The 15,766-nt window shown below is 63.3% G+C and carries 16 protein-coding genes; 4 read left to right on the top strand and 12 right to left on the bottom strand.

Going from position 1 to position 15,766, the window contains the following annotated elements:
* Nucleotides 1-174: 174 nt before the first annotated feature.
* A complete protein-coding gene (locus tag AC0L24_RS11775) occupies nucleotides 175-1,257 on the bottom strand; it encodes an acyltransferase family protein (protein WP_127808138.1) in 1,083 nt (360 codons plus the stop codon).
* Between the two features lie 113 nt (nucleotides 1,258-1,370).
* Nucleotides 1,371-3,278 carry a propionyl-CoA synthetase gene (locus tag AC0L24_RS11780; RefSeq protein WP_127808137.1) on the bottom strand — a complete coding sequence of 636 codons (1,908 nt, stop codon included), beginning with the start codon at nucleotides 3,276-3,278 and terminating at the stop codon, nucleotides 1,371-1,373.
* Between the two features lie 143 nt (nucleotides 3,279-3,421).
* On the opposite strand from AC0L24_RS11780, the gene AC0L24_RS11785 reads away from it, so the two are divergent.
* The 4 genes from AC0L24_RS11785 to AC0L24_RS11800 all read left to right on the top strand — a co-directional run bounded on the left by AC0L24_RS11785 (nucleotide 3,422) and on the right by AC0L24_RS11800 (nucleotide 6,398).
* Nucleotides 3,422-4,252, top strand: a complete 831-nt coding sequence (locus AC0L24_RS11785; protein ID WP_245481813.1) for a DUF2259 domain-containing protein — start codon at nucleotides 3,422-3,424, stop codon at nucleotides 4,250-4,252.
* 444 nt (nucleotides 4,253-4,696) lie between these two features.
* Nucleotides 4,697-4,981, top strand: a complete 285-nt coding sequence (locus AC0L24_RS11790) for a PqqD family protein (RefSeq protein ID WP_013528093.1) — start codon at nucleotides 4,697-4,699, stop codon at nucleotides 4,979-4,981.
* Nucleotides 4,981-5,415, top strand: a complete 435-nt coding sequence (locus tag AC0L24_RS11795) for a lasso peptide biosynthesis B2 protein (RefSeq protein WP_127808136.1) — start codon at nucleotides 4,981-4,983, stop codon at nucleotides 5,413-5,415. The genes AC0L24_RS11790 and AC0L24_RS11795 overlap by 1 nt, the downstream gene beginning before the upstream one ends.
* Complete coding sequence (locus tag AC0L24_RS11800; protein ID WP_127808135.1) at nucleotides 5,412-6,398, top strand: phosphoenolpyruvate carboxykinase (ATP); 987 nt, start codon at nucleotides 5,412-5,414, stop codon at nucleotides 6,396-6,398. Before AC0L24_RS11795 ends, AC0L24_RS11800 begins: the two co-directional genes overlap by 4 nt.
* A 217-nt stretch (nucleotides 6,399-6,615) precedes the next feature.
* Here the strand turns inward: AC0L24_RS11800 and AC0L24_RS11805 are convergent, their stop codons facing one another.
* From AC0L24_RS11805 to AC0L24_RS11850, 10 genes are all read right to left on the bottom strand, one after another.
* The gene (locus tag AC0L24_RS11805; protein WP_127808134.1) at nucleotides 6,616-7,575 is read right to left on the bottom strand and encodes a glycosyltransferase family 4 protein; all 960 of its coding nucleotides are present in this window, start codon (nucleotides 7,573-7,575) and stop codon (nucleotides 6,616-6,618) included.
* Nucleotides 7,572-8,429, bottom strand: a complete 858-nt coding sequence (locus AC0L24_RS11810) for a glycosyltransferase family 2 protein (protein WP_245481811.1) — start codon at nucleotides 8,427-8,429, stop codon at nucleotides 7,572-7,574. The genes AC0L24_RS11805 and AC0L24_RS11810 overlap by 4 nt, the downstream gene beginning before the upstream one ends.
* A 122-nt stretch (nucleotides 8,430-8,551) precedes the next feature.
* Nucleotides 8,552-9,577 (bottom strand): nucleotidyltransferase family protein, encoded by a 1,026-nt coding sequence (locus AC0L24_RS11815; protein WP_127808132.1) that lies wholly within the window; start codon nucleotides 9,575-9,577, stop codon nucleotides 8,552-8,554.
* Nucleotides 9,578-9,640: 63 nt separating this feature from the next.
* The gene (gene dhaK / locus AC0L24_RS11820) at nucleotides 9,641-10,627 is read right to left on the bottom strand and encodes a dihydroxyacetone kinase subunit DhaK (RefSeq protein ID WP_127808131.1); all 987 of its coding nucleotides are present in this window, start codon (nucleotides 10,625-10,627) and stop codon (nucleotides 9,641-9,643) included.
* Nucleotides 10,628-10,717: 90 nt separating this feature from the next.
* Nucleotides 10,718-11,140 carry a hypothetical protein gene (locus AC0L24_RS11825; protein WP_127328785.1) on the bottom strand — a complete coding sequence of 141 codons (423 nt, stop codon included), beginning with the start codon at nucleotides 11,138-11,140 and terminating at the stop codon, nucleotides 10,718-10,720.
* 11 nt (nucleotides 11,141-11,151) lie between these two features.
* On the bottom strand, nucleotides 11,152-12,738 hold the full coding sequence (ptsP, locus tag AC0L24_RS11830; RefSeq protein WP_127808130.1) for a phosphoenolpyruvate--protein phosphotransferase: 1,587 nt from the start codon (nucleotides 12,736-12,738) through the stop codon (nucleotides 11,152-11,154).
* The gene (locus AC0L24_RS11835; RefSeq protein ID WP_127271907.1) at nucleotides 12,722-13,024 is read right to left on the bottom strand and encodes an HPr family phosphocarrier protein; all 303 of its coding nucleotides are present in this window, start codon (nucleotides 13,022-13,024) and stop codon (nucleotides 12,722-12,724) included. Before AC0L24_RS11835 ends, ptsP begins: the two co-directional genes overlap by 17 nt.
* 21 nt (nucleotides 13,025-13,045) lie before the next feature.
* Entirely contained in the window at nucleotides 13,046-13,435 is a 390-nt protein-coding gene (gene dhaM / locus AC0L24_RS11840; RefSeq protein ID WP_013528085.1) for a dihydroxyacetone kinase phosphoryl donor subunit DhaM, read from the bottom strand.
* Complete coding sequence (gene dhaL / locus AC0L24_RS11845; RefSeq protein WP_292702043.1) at nucleotides 13,432-14,034, bottom strand: dihydroxyacetone kinase subunit DhaL; 603 nt, start codon at nucleotides 14,032-14,034, stop codon at nucleotides 13,432-13,434. Before dhaL ends, dhaM begins: the two co-directional genes overlap by 4 nt.
* A 72-nt stretch (nucleotides 14,035-14,106) precedes the next feature.
* Complete coding sequence (locus AC0L24_RS11850) at nucleotides 14,107-15,750, bottom strand: dihydroxyacetone kinase subunit DhaK (protein WP_473563730.1); 1,644 nt, start codon at nucleotides 15,748-15,750, stop codon at nucleotides 14,107-14,109.
* Nucleotides 15,751-15,766: the final 16 nt, after the last annotated feature.

The raw sequence follows: 15,766 nt of genomic DNA on the forward strand, positions 1-15,766 counted from the left end.
TTCCGCAATCGTGGAAAATGCAGCCCCGCCGGGTCGGGACCGCAATGCATGTCGCTCAGAAATGAGCTCGGTCTTGGGAAAACGATCTGTGGAAACAAAGGCCTGAAGCGGGCCTGAATCGCTCAGGCGCGACATGCTTTAGGTCGGCGGCCGGCCCGGTCTGCCGGATCGTCGTCAGGCTGCCTTGAGCCGATAACGGAAAACGGTGTGGTCGAGCAGCAGCCGGATGCGTGGTTCGGCCTCGATCGCCACCAGCCAGCTTGCCGCGATCATCGTCGCGCCGACGACCGCCATCGAGAACAGATGTGGCAGACCGGCGCGAACCAGGATGCCGAGCAGGGCCGCGCCGACGACATCGTGCAGCAGGTAGAGCGGGTAGGTCAGCAGCCCGATCCGGCGCCAGCCGCTCCAGGAGAGGTCGAGCCGCAGCGACCATGCCATCAGCGCGATGCCGATGAGGAAGATGAGGATCGGCGGCGCGAACGGCATATCCCGCCCGACCTTCAGGATATGAACGTCGACTGAACTGGCGATCTGCAGCACACCACCGGCCAGGAACAGGGCGCAGAAGGCAAGTCGGGCGCCTGTCACCGCCTTGATGCGCATCAGCCACAGCATGACGCCGGTGGCGAAGAAAACGCCGTGATGCACCAGCAGCAGGTCGAGTGTGCGTGTTTCGGCAAGATCGGCCCAGCCGAGCGGATAGTAGAGGCACCAGAACAGCGTGCTGACCAAGCCGATGGCGACGGCCACAATCTCCATCAGATGGAAGCGGCCAAAGCTGAGCAGGATCCAGACGATGGCATAGAAGGCGATCTCGATGCCCAGCGTCCAGTAGACGCTGTCCACCCAAGGCGCGTACGGAACGAACAGGCCGGTGCGTAGGAGCCTGATGACGGCATCGGTCGGCCAACTGAGCCCGACAAGCAGCAGCACCACCGCCGTGACCGGTGCGCAGATCCAGACCGCCGGCGCCAGCCGTTTCACCCTTGCTTCGAAAAACTGCAGGGGTGTCGACCTTTCGGCGCTGAAGGCGATGACGAAACCGCTGATGACGAAGAAGATCTGGACGCCGACCCAGCCGGATTCGACCCAGGCGCCTATTGCCGGCTGCGGGGGAACGCCGCCCGTCGCGCGCGCCGAAACACCGTCCGGATACGCCCACACCCAGAAGCCATAGTGGTAGACCATGACCATGACGGCGGCGAGAAAGCGCAGGATGTCTACGCCACCAAATGTAATCTTCTGCTGAGCCATGCGACCTTTGTCGATGTCCCCCCGCGAACGACTTTAGGGTGCATTGCTGCGTCGCACAATAAAAGTATTGCTTGCCGATCGAAAAGGTCGTCCGCGGCCCACCCTTCAGTGGCTCAAAGTCCGATTCCGCGTTCCTTCAAGGCGGCAGTGATCTCGTCGAGAATGACCGGATCGTCGATCGTCGCCGGCATGGTCCATTCTTCCTTGTCGGCGATCTTCTGCATGGTGCCGCGCAGGATCTTGCCCGAACGCGTCTTGGGCAGGCGCTTGATCGTCACCACCGTCTTGAAGGCGGCAATCGGGCCGATGCGTTCGCGCACAAGGCCGACCACTTCATTCTCGATCAGGCCGACGTCACGCGTCACACCCGCATTCAACACCACGAAGCCCAGCGGAACTTGGCCCTTCATGGCGTCGGCAATGCCGATCACCGCGCATTCGGCGACATCGGGATGGGCCGAAAGCACCTCTTCCATGGCGCCGGTCGACAGCCGGTGGCCGGCGACGTTGATGATGTCATCGGTGCGAGCCATGACGTAGAGGTAGCCGTCCTCGTCGACCATGCCGGCATCCGCCGTCTTGTAGAAGCCGGGGAACTCGTCGAGATAGGCTTGGCGGAACCGTTGATCGGCATTCCAAAGCGTCGGCAGGCAGCCGGCCGGCAGCGGCAGTTTGATCACCACATTGCCCAGCGTGCCCCGCTGCACCTCATGGCCAGCATCGTCGAGCACGCGGATGTCGTAGCCGGGCATCGGCACGCCGGGCGAGCCGTATTTCACCGGCAGCAGGCCAAGGCCGGCGGGATTGATCGTCATCGGCGAGCCGGTCTCGGTCTGCCACCAATGGTCGACCACAGGCACATTCAGCTTCTGCTCCGCCCATTTGATGGTTTCCGGGTCGGCGCGCTCGCCGGCAAGAAACAGCGTGCGGAACCTCGAGAGGTCGTATTTAGCAATGAACTCGCCCTTCGGGTCCTGCCCCTTGATGGCGCGGAACGCGGTCGGTGCGGTGAAAAGGGCTACGACACCATGCTCCGCTATCACCCGCCAGTAGGTGCCGGCATCGGGCGTGCCGACAGGCTTGCCTTCGAACAGGATGCTGGTGCAGCCATGCAGCAGCGGTCCGTAGACGATGTAGGAATGGCCGACCACCCAGCCGACATCGGACGCCGCCCAGAACACCTCGCCCGGCTTGACGCCGAACTCGTTTTCCATCGTCCATTTCAGCGCGACCATATGGCCGCCATTGTCGCGCACGATGCCCTTGGGCTGGCCGGTCGTGCCCGATGTGTAGATGATGTAGAGCGGATCGGTGGCCAGCACCGGCACGCAATCGACATTGGCGCCCGCTGCCCGTTCGCGAGCGACGGCATCGGCGTAGTCGATGTCGAAATGCTCCTTCAACTCGCAGCGCAACTGGTCGCGCTGCAGGATCAGGCAGGCGTCCGGCTTGTGGCGGGAGATCTCGATCGCCTTGTCGAGCAACGGCTTGTAGGCAACGACGCGGCCCGGCTCCAGGCCGCAGGATGCCGAAATGATCAGCTTCGGCCTGGCATCGTCGATGCGGGTGGCAAGCTCATGCGAGGCAAAGCCGCCGAAGACCACCGAATGCACGGCGCCGATGCGGGCACAGGCGAGCATGGCGATGGCCGCCTCGGCCACCATCGGCATGTAGATGATGACGCGGTCACCCTTGCGAATACCACGGTTCTTCAGCACCGAGGTGAGTGCAACCACCTCGCGCTTCAACTCGGCATAGGTGAACTTCCTGATCGTTCCCGTGATCGCGCTGTCATGGATCAGTGCGATCTGGTCGGCGCGCCCGCCGGCGACATGGCGGTCGATGGCGTTGTAGCAGGTGTTGCAGGTGGCGCCGGTGAACCAGCGGCCATAGACGCCAGCCGTGGCGTCGAACACCTTGTTCCAGGGCGAATACCAGTCGATGGCGCCGGCTGCGTCCGCCCAGAAGCGTTCCGGGTCGCGTTTCCAGCCTTCATAGACCTCGTGATAGCGTGAAGCCATCCATACCTCCCCAGGAATGATTTTCTTCCCTCCAGATAGCGCGCTCTACCCTTGGCCGCAAATGCACGCCATTGTACGGCCGATATCGACCTGGCGCTTGGGGGCAAGCAGCTATGAAATTGCGATACGAGATTGGAGTGGGGATGTTTGCTGCTGTGCGGATCATCGGGCGCCTTGCGCTCCCATTGGTCATGGGTGTCGTGCTCGCGATCTCCGCTGGAATCGCTCAGGCTGGCGATGCCGCGGCACGGCACATCATCGGCTTTTCGCCGGATGGCGCTTATTTCGCCTTCGAGCAATATGGAACGCTCGACGCCGGCGCCTCGGACTCTGGCTGGTCGCAGATAGACATCATCGATACCCGCACGGATCAGCTCGTTGGCGGTAAGCCGATCCTCGTCGTCGACGAGACGGAGGAGGCGACACTGACGCTGGAGCAGGCGAGGGCGCAGGCCGCCGCTCAGGCGGCGCCCATTCTCGCCCAATATGCCATCACATTCCCAGCCGAGCAGGCGGCTTCCGACAAGTTCACGTTTCCGGGCGAAACGGTTGCCTACAACGATATTTCTCGCCTCGAGCAGGTGTCGCAGAAATGGCTGTCGCCGCTCCATGGCGAAACAGGCATTTCGACCATCCAGCTCGACGAAATCCTGGCGGCCAGCACGAGCGATTGTTCGGCGAGTTTCGCAACGACACAGCAGCGTGACCAGGCACTTCAAGGTGAAAAGGCAGGCAAGGCGCTCGGCTTCCGGCTGACGCTGCATGGCCAGGACGGCAAGCCGATCAAGATCCTGCACGAGGACAAGACCGTGCCGGGCTCAAGAAACTGCCCGACCTCCTACAGCCTGTCGGAATCCTACGAACTCACCCCGGCCGGCAAGCCGGCGGTGATCGTTGTGCTGGTGCAGCGTTTCAGCCAGGGTTTCGAGGGGCGCGATCGCCGCTTCCTCGCGGTGACCGGGCAGCCACGCTGAGAGGTCACGCCCAGGCGCCGGCAGCCGCTCTGTCTGAAGGTTGTTTCTAGATCGGCAGGGCCACAAGCATGAGGCCAATGCCGCCAGCGATCAAAATGGCTGTAGCCAGCGCTTTTCTGTGACGTTCGAAGCTCGTCGGAGCCCGCTCCCAATTGTAACGCATACGCAATCTCCCCAACACCCGGACAGGTTTTACCTTACTTAGGGGAAGAAATGCAACGTCCGCTGCCGGCAGGCCCGCTGCTTGTCACGTTTCATCGATAACTATTTCTGGGACGAGTGCGGCCGGGAAGACGCAACCGAGCAGGTTCTAACGCGACTGGCGCGGAGAATCCGTCAGCAAAGCCGTTGGTCCGTGCACTGGGCTCCCATGATCGGCTGATAGACAGCGCTCCACCTCCGCGCTATCTGATTTCCGGGATGAGCGTGGCTTGGAGGGGCGTGGTGGAAATAGTCTCTGGAACCGTTCTGCGGCTGGCCGAGGATGCCTCGGTGCAGCATGTGGGCGATGGCGCAGTCGTGCTTTTGGCGCGCAGCGGCCAGCTTTATACATGCAACGGCACGACCGAAGCCTTTCTCGACAAGGTGGACGGCGCGCGCAACCTCGACCAGATCGTCGACCTGCTTTGCGAGGAGTTCGAGGTTGACAAGGGGACGCTCGATCAGGACATGGCGGCACTGGCCACGGATCTGATCTCTGAAGGTATCCTCGCCGCGCCAGGTGCTTGATGGCTGACGGCCCGCTCCTGCGCGCTCTGTTTCGCTGCCATCTCTGGGCAAGCGCGCGACTGATGCCGGTCCTTGTCACCAACCGGAGCTTCGAGGAGGTGCTCAAATGGGCGCCGCTCGCCTCGTCGACGCCCTATCGCGGTCTGCCGTCCGCCTACATAGTCGCCAGCGTCAACCGCGCCGTCCGCCGTCCCTGGCTGATGCGTGACCGCAGGTGCCTGAGGGAGGGTCTGCTAGGTCATCGTTTCCTGCGCCTGGCCGGCTTCGATCCGGACCTGCGCTTCGGCGTCGATCCGCAGTCGATGCAAGCGCAGCGCCTGGCAGCGCATTGCTGGGTCTGCCTCGATGGCAGGCCGGTGGTCAGCGACAAGCTTCCCGGCATGGTCGAAATCTATCGTCATCATGCCGATGCCGTAAAGGCGCGTCCCGCTTGACCAGACCTTCAGCCTGCTATGGCCTCGACGGCCTGATCCTTGGCATATCGGCCGAGCGCCCAGAGCTGTGGCAGGATTTCGACCGGATGCTGGGCAGCCTGCGTATCGCGGAACCCGTCGAGCCGGACTTTCGTCTCGAGATCGCCGAGACAGACACCTTGGACGAGGCACCCAACGGATCCCTCGTCTTCGATGGCGAGGTGCCGGAGGATGGTCCCTGCCGGATGTTCGAGGATGGTGGTATCATCCATCTGGTCTTTCCCGGGCGTCAGACCGTTGCCATCAACGGCGTGGCGGGATGGGCCGAACTCCGGATCCGCCCTGGCGCGAAAGCCGCGTGGACACCGGCAATGCTGGTGCTCGACGCCGCGCTCGACGCCGGTGGCCAGCATATGCTGCACACTGCCGGCTTGACGTTGCCGGACAGCGATGCGGTGGTGCTGATCCATGCTCCGAGCGGCACCGGCAAGACCACAACGTCGCTCGCGCTGGCAACTCAGGGCTTTGGCCTCTGCTCCGACGACGCCATGATCGTGAATGCCACTTCGGGCAAGGTCGTAGCCTGGGGTCTGCCGCGCGCCGTCAAGATCCACCGAAAGACTGCCGAAATGATCCCGCAGGTTGCGCCATGCCTTGGCCAGACCTGGGATCGCAACGGCGAACAGCCCGTCTCGCTTGAAAGGCTGGCAGCGATCGTGCGGGTGGAAAACGCATCCGCCCGGCCGGTGGCGGCCCTTCTGCACCTGGCGCGTTCCGCCGGAAGCCAGAGCCGGCTCGTCGCCATGGCCGGCACTGACGCAATGGTGGCACTGGCGGTGGACAACGTCCGCACCGGTATGACCGGGCTGCTGCCGATGCAGAAACGCCGGCTGGCGACCATCGCCGGGGTGGTCAATGCGGTGCCGACCTTCCGGTTGGAGGTGGGCGCGCGCCCGGCTGACGCTGCGGCACTGATCAGCGCCGCTCTGACGACGCGGGACTGAATACCCCAGGCAACGTGGGGCCGCTATTCCTTGTTCCCAAGGGCGTGGGGATAGCGTGTTTCGGAGTGCTTCTACTTCGCAGTTTTGCGCAAAAACAACGATTTAAGCGCAGCGCCGCCTCGTTATCCTTGCTGCGCGAGGTACGGAAGAGCAAGGGTCCGGGAAAACTCGAATGGCGCTACAAAGGTCAGGTTTGGCAGGGCACACCCGAAGCCGCTCATCTCATGGGCCCGACAGCTCCGCCCGCAGTAAGCAACGAGGCAAACATGCGCGCGTAGTTCTCCGCCTGCACGCCCCAATCCCACTCTTGGATCGTCTCGATCATGCGGGCGGCCATCCTCGACCGGAGCGATGGCGTGTCCCGCAACAAGGCTAGCTTGTTCGCAAGCCCCTCCGCAGTTCCATCGAAGAACAGCCCGTTGTCGCCATCCCGAATCAGCTCGGGCATGTTTCCCACACGGGTGGTCACCAAAGGGACACCGCACGCCGCCGCCTCCAAGCAAGGATTGGGAGTGCCTTCGCTGAGGCTGGCGCAGACATAAACGTCGAGATCCCGATAGAAGTCGGGCATCTCGTCATGGCTACGCCAGCGTTGCTCGCGAATCGCCGTCAGTAGGCGCGCGCCCGGCACGGCCGCTACCGCGGGCTCGATGACGTCGTGGAAGCCGCGATGTGCTGGACCATGGTTGCCGAGACTTCCCGCCCATCCGACACGGAGCTCGCCAGAACCGGGTTGTGGCTCTTGTGCGGGACAAAAGAACGTCGTGTCGACTCCATTGGGCGTGTAGTGGACCGGAACACGCAGTAGAGGACCGTATTCGTGCTCGAGCTGCCGATTGTTGACAAAGACAGCGCGCGCCAGCCGGTGCAGGGCGGCGAGCCCGGGCTCGCGGAATTCGCCCTCCAGCTCTCTGTGGCTGCAGATCCCGATGAGCAGCCTGTCAGACCGCCCGGCGAGGGCCGATTCCGGCAGGGGCAGCTTCGAGATCTGGAGCCAATAGAAGATGAGCACGATGTCCGCCGTGTTCACGTCCGACTCAGTCACATCATGTTGAAATCGTTGGACGATCTCGAACCTTCTTTCCAGCACGCGCCGGAGATTTTGGGTCTTGCGATCAATCGCCCAGCCGGGTCGATCCGCGATCGCCAGGACGCGGGGGAGGTGTACCTCATTCACGAGGCGTACCGCTCAAGCCAGTGTGCCGACCATGGATTGGCCTCGTCCAGATCGTCGTCCGTCGCGCTGGCGCGCACCTGGCTGGCGTCCGGCAGCAGAATATCCTCTGATCGCAAGCGGGGTCGCCATCCGTGCCAGCCACGACCAATGACCTCTTCGCTCAGAAACCGGCGGCCAGCATACTTGCATGCGGCGTGCTCTGCGCTAAGGAACAGATAGTGCTTCATGCGAAAACGCTCGGAGTAAAGCCTCACCGGACCCGCGAACCGTACGAGATGGCCGCCTGACCACGCAATCTCCATGGGGCCGTCCTGTTTCTTGTAGGCACGGACGCAGTGTGGGGAGGTCGGCCGGAACGGGTAGTAGGTGCGCAGCGTGTGTTGATAATCGGGATTGTCGTGATCGGGAGCTTCCCTGGTAGGAATGAACGTAAACTCGGAAGATTCGATTGCATTGAAGCCGAGTGCGTCGGCTGCCGCAATGGCGGAGACCAACGATGAGTACGAAGTCGGCGGGAGGTGGATCTCGTCAGCGTCAACATGCATGAACCAGTCTGCTTCGAGCGACCGAAACAGTTCCTCTTTGCGACGAAGAAGGTGCTCCCAGCAATACCAGCCGTTATGCGGGATGGTTTCGAATCCTATCAATCCGGCTCCGCAGTAGCGCTGGGCAATCTCAAGCGTTCGGTCCGTCGACTGATTGTCGCAGATGTAGACCTGTACGCCTTGACGAAAGAGGTTCTCGAGACATCCGGCAACGAACCGTTCTTCGTTCCGTGTTGTAAGGACCGCGACGACTCGCGGGGAACTCCGATCACGCGCAGCATTCGCAATGTGGGTATTGAGATCGGCCAAATTCCTCAATCCTTCGTCGTGTGCTTCCCGACGCAGGCTAAAGACTCAGAGCGGTCAAGCCAAGAGCGCCATCACTTTCCGACCTGAGGTGATGGCGCGACGCTTTTCCGGGAGAGAACGTCTCACACTTTTCCTGGAATTGCTCTGGCCCTGGCCAGCCGTTGGATCCAGCGGAAGGCGTCGCGGCGTAGGCGCGAACCAAGCTTATCCCTGGAATTGACGCCGAGCAGCGTATTCGTGGTGATCAACCGTCTGGCCAGCCGTATGGAGAGATCGGGCTTGATCTGGCCGGCGAGGTCGAGCGCTCGGCTTTCGTCGAACAACTGGCCGGTCACATCGAGCACGATTGCCAACTCGAGCTCGATGCCGGTGGTACGGGCAGCGTCGAAGAGGCGTGCTTCCGCTTCGGGTGATTGCAGCGCCCGCACGCCTTGCAGCACGTCGACGCAAAGCTGCAGCCGGTGGAATTTGTGGCCGCCGGCGGCGTGCACGATGGCGATTGTCAGAAGAGCCGCCGGTGTGTCTGTCGCGTCGCCGTCGATGGCGCGCAATTCAGGGAAACCCAGCGACAGGCGCCGCCGCATGCCGGTGTCATGCACGAGGTCGCCATGCAGTTCGACCAGCAGGCTGGAATTCTCCTTTTCGAGCCATTTGAATTCCTGCAATTCGTAGGACTCGGCCTCGTTGCTGCCAAGCTCGAAGCCGCATGCCGCGATCACCCGATTTGCCTTGGCCAGATTGGCGGGTTCGACCAGGATGTCGATGTCGGTGAACGGCCTGTCGGCGACGTTGCGGTAGAGCTTTCGCGCGAAGACCGGCCCCTTGACGATCCGCGCCGGAATATTGTCCGCCGCCAGTCCCTTCATGATGCGGTCGCCATGATACTTCAACAGCATCGACTGGCCGGTGGCGATCGTTGCCTTCTGGCGCAGGTCCTCCAGTTTGTCTCCCAGCTCCTGATCCGATGGCAGTTGCGCGTCGCCGCTGAGCTTGCGCAGCATGATCGGCAGGACGCCATGGAATTCGGCGTTGTCGAGCAGCGACATCAGCGTCTTTGCCGGCAAATTATCGACGTCGACAGTCGGCGCTTCCGGATCTGCGTAGCGCAGCAGCAGCTTTTCTTCGGCAGGGGTAAGCGGTGGCAGCATCAACCCGGACAATGTTGCGATTAAAGGGAAAGATGTTGCAGAAAAGCAGGGTGGAAGCCAGCTTTACATGCCCCAGCGCAGCGCTGCTGTGTGCACCGGCGCGTCCCAGAATGCGGTCGTCTCGTGGTCGAGCATGGTCAGCGTGATCGAGCAGCCGGCCATGTCGAGCGAGGTGACGTAGGAGCCTACCAGCGAACGGGTCACCGTCACGCCGTGTTTTTCGAAGATCGCGCGCGCGCTGTTGTACATCAGATAGAGCTCCATCAGCGGCGTGCCGCCGAAGCCGTTGACGAACAGCAGCGCCGGACCCTTCGCCCGGTCGCCGAGATCGCCCAGGATTGCGGCACAGATCTCCTGCGCGATCGCATCGGCGCTTTTCAACGTGTCGCGCCGACGACCGGGTTCGCCATGGATGCCGACGCCGAACTCCATATCGCCGTCACCGATGTCGAAAGTCGGCTTGCCCGCCGCCGGCACGGTACAACTTGTCAGCGCCACGCCCATTGAGCGGGTTGCCGTGTTGACGCGGTCGCCTAGCGCCTTCAACGGCGCCAGCGCCAGGCCATGTTCCGCGGCCGCGCCGACGATCTTTTCCACCACCAACGTGCCGGCGACGCCGCGCCGGCCCGTCGTATAGGAAGAATTCTCGACGGCGACATCGTCATTGGTCACGATCTGCAGGATGCCTTCCGACATTTCGGCCGCCATCTCGAAGTTCATGACGTCGCCTTCATAGTTCTTGACGATGAACAGGCAGCCGGCGCCCGTGTCGACGGCTTGCGACGCCGCCAGCATCTGGTCCGGCGTCGGCGAGGTGAACACCTGGCCGGGGCAGGCGGCGTCGAGCATGCCGTGCCCGACAAAGCCGCCATGCAGCGGCTCGTGGCCGGAGCCTCCGCCGGAGATCAACGCCACCTTGCCCGGCCGCAAGGTCTTGCGGCGGATGAATTTGTGCTCGTCGCCAAGCACCAGGATGTCGGCATGGGCGGCCACGAAACCGTCGAGGCTCTCGGTCAGCACCGTGTCCACCGAGTTCATGAACTTCTTCACGATCGTCTCCTCCCGAAATAGGCCTTCCAAACAATTCCAGGAAAAATGTGTCGCGGTTTTTTCCGGAATTGCGTAAAACAAAGAGTTCGATCAGCTACCCTTGCCGGTGATGCTGGTGATCTTCTGGATAAAGTCGTTCACCGCTTTGTCGAGTGCGGCGTTCTGCTTGTCGTCGCCGAAATCCGGCACCACAAGCGAGACATGCCGCGTCTTGCGCATGCCTGCCGCGACCGAAATTTTCCCCGGATGCGCCTGATGGTAGGCGGCGAGAAACTGATCGCGCTCAACCGGACTGAAATGGCAGACCGAAAATATAGCCGGCAAATGTTTAGACGGGATCGGAATTGAATAGGCAGGACTGGAAATCTGCGTGACGAAGCTTCGGTGTTTGCCGAGCGCATCGGCCAGGCGCTGGCGCATGCCGGATGGGCGCTGGTCGATGACGTGCGACAGGATCGTCTTGTAGGCGCGGATCGCGTCCTCGGAGCCAGGTTCGGGTTTGATGTCGACCATGCTGGCCGCGCCTAGACAGAAACGTCCGCGATGGCCGCCTTGGCCATGGCGAGTTGCGCCGGAGCGACGGAAAGATCGCGCAGGCCGGCCTCGAGCAGTGACGGGATCGAGGCCGGATCGCCGCCGGCATCGCCGCACAGGCTGACCGGTATTTTTTCTTGTTCGCCAAACGCGGTCACGGCAGCGATCAGCCGCAGCACGGCTGGATGACGGACCGAATTGAGATGAGCCACGGCAGAGTTGTCGCGGGCAGCCGCCATGACATATTGGGTGAGGTCGTTGGAGCCGATCGAGAAGAAGGCGGCATCAGCAAAGGCTTCCGGCAGGATCGCCACCGACGGCACCTCGACCATGATGCCGAGCGGCGGCATCTTGCTCGCGATGCCGCGCGCGGCAAGTGCGGTCTGCTCCTCGGCGAACATCGCCGCTGCCTGTCGGTATTCCTCCACAATGGCGATCATCGGAAACATCACTTTCAGATTGCCGTGCACCGCGGCGCGCAGCAGTGCCCGGATCTGTACACGAAACACCTCCGGCCTTGCCAGCGACAGCCTGATTCCGCGCAGGCCGAGGAACGGATTGCTCTCCTCGATGGTGAAGCCGGGCACCGGCTTGTCGCCGCCGGCATCGACGGTGCGGATCGTCACCGGTTTGTCACCAGCCCATTCCAGCACCTTGCGATAGGCGCGATACTGTGTCCCCTCGTCCGGCAGCGTCTTGCCGAACAGGAATTCGGTGCGCATCAGCCCGACCCCGTCGCAGGTGGCGATATCGATGCCGTCGACCTCGGACGGGTCGGCGATGTTGAGTTGCACCCGCACCGCCCTGCCGGTCTTGGTGACCGCCGGCCGCGCCAGGAATGTCCCGGCCCGGTTGCGGCGCGCAGAGAACGACGCGCAGGATTGCCGAAAAGCGGCGATTTCGGTCCTGGAGGGCGACACCACGATGCCGCCATGTTCGGCGTCGAGCAGGGCGATGCCGGCGAGATGAGCCGGCGAAGCACCGAGACCGACGATCATGGGTACGCCGCGCGAGCGCGCCAGCATGGCGACATGGCTGGCGGTGCTGCCCGCCCTCAGCGCGATGCCGCCGCCGCTGCTCCAGTCGGTTTCGAGAAAACGCGTCGGCGCGATATCCTCGCCATAGAGGATGGCGCCGGCGGGCGGCTCGACGTTGCCAACCTCCGACAGAGCCCGCAGCACCTGGTCCCTGATATCGCGGATGTCGGCGGCGCGCGCGCGGAAATAATCCTGGTCCGAAGCATCGTAGCCGGCAGTCTCAGTATCAAGCGCTTGCCGCCATGCTTTGTCCGCTGGCAGGCCGGAGCGGATCGCGGTAAAGGCCGGGCTGCTCAGCGCATCGTCTTGCAGCATGGCGATCTGAAACTCGAGAATGTCGGCGGCATCGCCCTCGGCCATCCCGATCATTGCAGTGAGACGGCCCGTGGCAATGCCGATTGCGGTTTCGAGCGCGGCCTTCTCATCGTCGGCTGTTTCTTTGCCGACATAGGAGCCGACAGTCTGGTCGAGGTCGAACAGCGGCCCTTCGGCATAACCGGCCGAGGCCGAAATGCCTTTAATCCTAAGCGGTTCGGGCATGGTCCGCGCCTTCGTCGAAATCGCGCCGCACCAGTTCGACCAGCGCGTCGACGGCATCATTGGCGCCGTCTCCGCTGGCCCTGATGTGCAACAGCGTACCCTTCGGCGCCTTGGTCGCCATCACCTTGACGATGCTCTTGGCGTCGAACCAGGGGCCGTTGGCGGCAAGCGCGATTTCCACCTCGGCGGCAAAGCTCTTGGCCAGCTTGGTGAACTTCACCGAAGGACGCGCGTGCAGGCCCACCTCGTGGGTGATCACAACGGTCGCTTCGGCGGATGCGGACATGTCTTCAAACTTCCCGTTCACTCACGACGGCGACAATTCATGTGCCGTCGCCACCACTTCCCGGAGCGAGGCGCCGCCGGAGGCCTCGGTCGCCGCCATCACCGCGCCTTCGACGATCGGCGCGTTGCAGACGATGATCTTGTGCGAGCGTGGCTCGCCGATCATCTCCACCGCCATTTCCGAGTTGGTCTCGGCACCGCCGAGATCGACCAGAATGGCGACACCGGCTTCCGACCAGGCCTTGTCGATGGCGCCCATGATCGCCTCGACATTGGTGCCGAGCCCGCCATGGCCGTTTCCGCCGCACCATGCAAGCGGCACTTCGTCGCCCACCATCTGCCGCACCATGTCGGCCGTGCCCTCGGCAACCAGCGGCGAATGCGAAACGATGACGATGCCGACATTGCTCATGGCTGACCTTCCAGCGTTTCGACGATCGTGCACACCAGAAGCGCGGTCGAGCGTGCACCGGCATCCATGTGGCCGATCGACCGGTCGCCAAGGAACGACGCACGGCCGCGCCGGGCCTTCATCGGCACGGTCGCCTCGGCGGCCGCATCGGCGATACCTGCGATTTCCGGCGCCGTCTTTCCCTGCAGCAACGCGTCATGCACCGGCTGCAGCACGTCGAGCATGGTTTTTTGTCCAACCTGCGACTTGCCCCGTGCTGCCACCGCTTCGATCGCCTTGCCGAACGCCGCCGTCAGATTGGCGCGATCAGGCGCCGCTGAAATCTCCTTGCCGAGTGCCAGGAAAAGGGTGCCGAATAGCGGGCCGGAGGCGCCGCCGACCGTCATCACCAGCTTGGTGCCGATCGCCTTCAAGGCATCGGGCAGCGGTTTGGCCGAAAATGCTTCGGCTTCCGCGCGCACGGCCTCGAAGCCGCGCTTCATGTTCAGCCCGTGGTCGCCGTCGCCCATCGCCTGGTCGAGCGCCGTCAACTCCTGGGCGTGAGCGGCAATGGTATCCGCAGCGGCCGCGATCAGCCTGGCAAGGTTCAACGCCGCCATGTCACCCGCATTTCCGGTTTCCATGCCGCCCGCAGTATCGAAAGAACGCTCATTCGACAACTGGAGCATGAATCAGGCCGCTTCATGCAGCGCGGCCGCCGCCGCGAAAACCTCGGCCACTGCATAGGCGCCGGGGTCGGCCACGCCTTGCAGCTTGCTGCCGACATAGGCGGACCGCCCGGATTTTGCCCTGTCCATGGCAGCGGTGGCCTCGGCGCCACGTCGAGCCGCCACAGCCGCTTCTTCCACGCTCCTGGCATCGAGCGCTCTGAGGGCAGGCTCCAGGGCATCGACCATCGTGCGATCCCCCATCCTTGCGCCGCCATAGAAAGTCATTCGCTCGAGGCCGGCAAGCAGCGCCTTGGCCAGGTTTGCGCCGCTCTCCAGAGCTTGCGCCGCGGCGGTGAAGAAGATCGACAGCAGCACGCCGCTGGAGCCGCCCATCGAGGCGCTCAAAATGTCACCTATCGCGCCAAGGGTCGCCGCCGGCTCGGCAAGCGGCAGCGCATCAAGCCGCTCGAGAACACTGCGCGCGCCGGTCGCCACCGTCGAGCCGGTGTCGCCGTCGCCTGTTTTGGCGTCCAATCCGTTCAAAGTCGCTTCGAGCGCGATCAGCCGTTCGCAGACCGTGACGACTAGACGCTTCGTGCGCGCATCCTGGCTGGGCTTGCGTGCCGCGCTCTGTCCGGCCGCTTTCGCCATCGGCACGACGGCAGGTGAAACAACCGGCTTTGCCGGCATCCAGGCGTGCGGACCGACCGGCGCCTGCAAGGCGGTTTCGCGCGCCGCATCCAGCCGGATCAGCGACAGCGAGAAGCCGTTCATGTTGAGCGCCGTCATCAGCGGGCCCGGGCCGATCGTCAGCTTGATGGTCTTGGCCAGCGGCGATGCAAGCACCGCATTGGCGACGACAGACATTTCGAGCGGCGGCACGGAGCCGAGATTGTTGATCAGCAAGGCGTAGGTGGCCTCGGGATCAAGCCGTGCCGCGAGGCGCTCCACCATGATCGCCACCAGTCTGTCGGCACTCTGCACCGCAATCCTTTCGACGCCCGGCTCGCCATGAATGCCGAGGCCGAGTTCACCATCGTTCTCGCCAAACCTGTCTTCGTGCGGCTGGCCGGGGATCGAGCAGGACGACAGCGACATGCCGAGCGAAACGATATCCTTCGCCGCCGCGCGAGCGGCCGTTGCGACGAATGCCAGATCGTGGCCGGCCGCCGACAGATGGCCTGCGATCTTGTGCACGAACAAGGTGCCGGCAACGCCGCGCGGCTGGGTGATATCAGGCAGCGCGACGTCGTCGGCGACGATCACCATCTCTACATGAAATCCTTCGGCGCGCGCCTTCTCGGCGGCCAGACCGAAATTGAGGCGGTCGCCGGTGTAGTTCTTGACGATCAACAGACAGCCGGCCGGGCCGGTGACTGCGCGAATGGCGGCCAGCACGGCTTCGACGCTCGGCGAGGCAAAGATCTCGCCTGAGACCGCCGCCGTCAGCATGCCTTTGCCGACGAAGCCGGCATGGGACGGCTCGTGCCCGGCCCCGCCGCCGGAGACGACACTGACTTTCGTCTTGTTCCAGTCGGCGCGCAGGATGACCTTGATCTCGGGATAGCCGTCGAGGCGCGCGAGATCGCCTGATCCGATGGTCCGCAACAGGCCGTCGAGCGCCTCGGTGACGATCGTTTCCCTGCGATTGAAAAAGTGCTTCATCGAATTCGTCCCATAC

This window comes from Mesorhizobium sp. WSM4809, assembly GCF_055811655.1.

Coding starts and splice junctions, on each gene's coding strand:
- AC0L24_RS11775 (WP_127808138.1), bottom strand. CDS start 1,257: ATGGCTCAGCAGAAGATTACATTTGGTGGCGTAGACATCCTGCGCTTT.
- AC0L24_RS11780 (WP_127808137.1), bottom strand. CDS start 3,278: ATGGCTTCACGCTATCACGAGGTCTATGAAGGCTGGAAACGCGACCCG.
- AC0L24_RS11785 (WP_245481813.1), top strand. CDS start 3,422: ATGTTTGCTGCTGTGCGGATCATCGGGCGCCTTGCGCTCCCATTGGTC.
- AC0L24_RS11795 (WP_127808136.1), top strand. CDS start 4,981: ATGGCTGACGGCCCGCTCCTGCGCGCTCTGTTTCGCTGCCATCTCTGG.
- AC0L24_RS11815 (WP_127808132.1), bottom strand. CDS start 9,577: ATGCTGCCACCGCTTACCCCTGCCGAAGAAAAGCTGCTGCTGCGCTAC.
- AC0L24_RS11825 (WP_127328785.1), bottom strand. CDS start 11,140: ATGGTCGACATCAAACCCGAACCTGGCTCCGAGGACGCGATCCGCGCC.
- ptsP (WP_127808130.1), bottom strand. CDS start 12,738: ATGCCCGAACCGCTTAGGATTAAAGGCATTTCGGCCTCGGCCGGTTAT.
- AC0L24_RS11835 (WP_127271907.1), bottom strand. CDS start 13,024: ATGTCCGCATCCGCCGAAGCGACCGTTGTGATCACCCACGAGGTGGGC.
- dhaM (WP_013528085.1), bottom strand. CDS start 13,435: ATGAGCAATGTCGGCATCGTCATCGTTTCGCATTCGCCGCTGGTTGCC.
- dhaL (WP_292702043.1), bottom strand. CDS start 14,034: ATGGCGGCGTTGAACCTTGCCAGGCTGATCGCGGCCGCTGCGGATACC.
- AC0L24_RS11850 (WP_473563730.1), bottom strand. CDS start 15,750: ATGAAGCACTTTTTCAATCGCAGGGAAACGATCGTCACCGAGGCGCTC.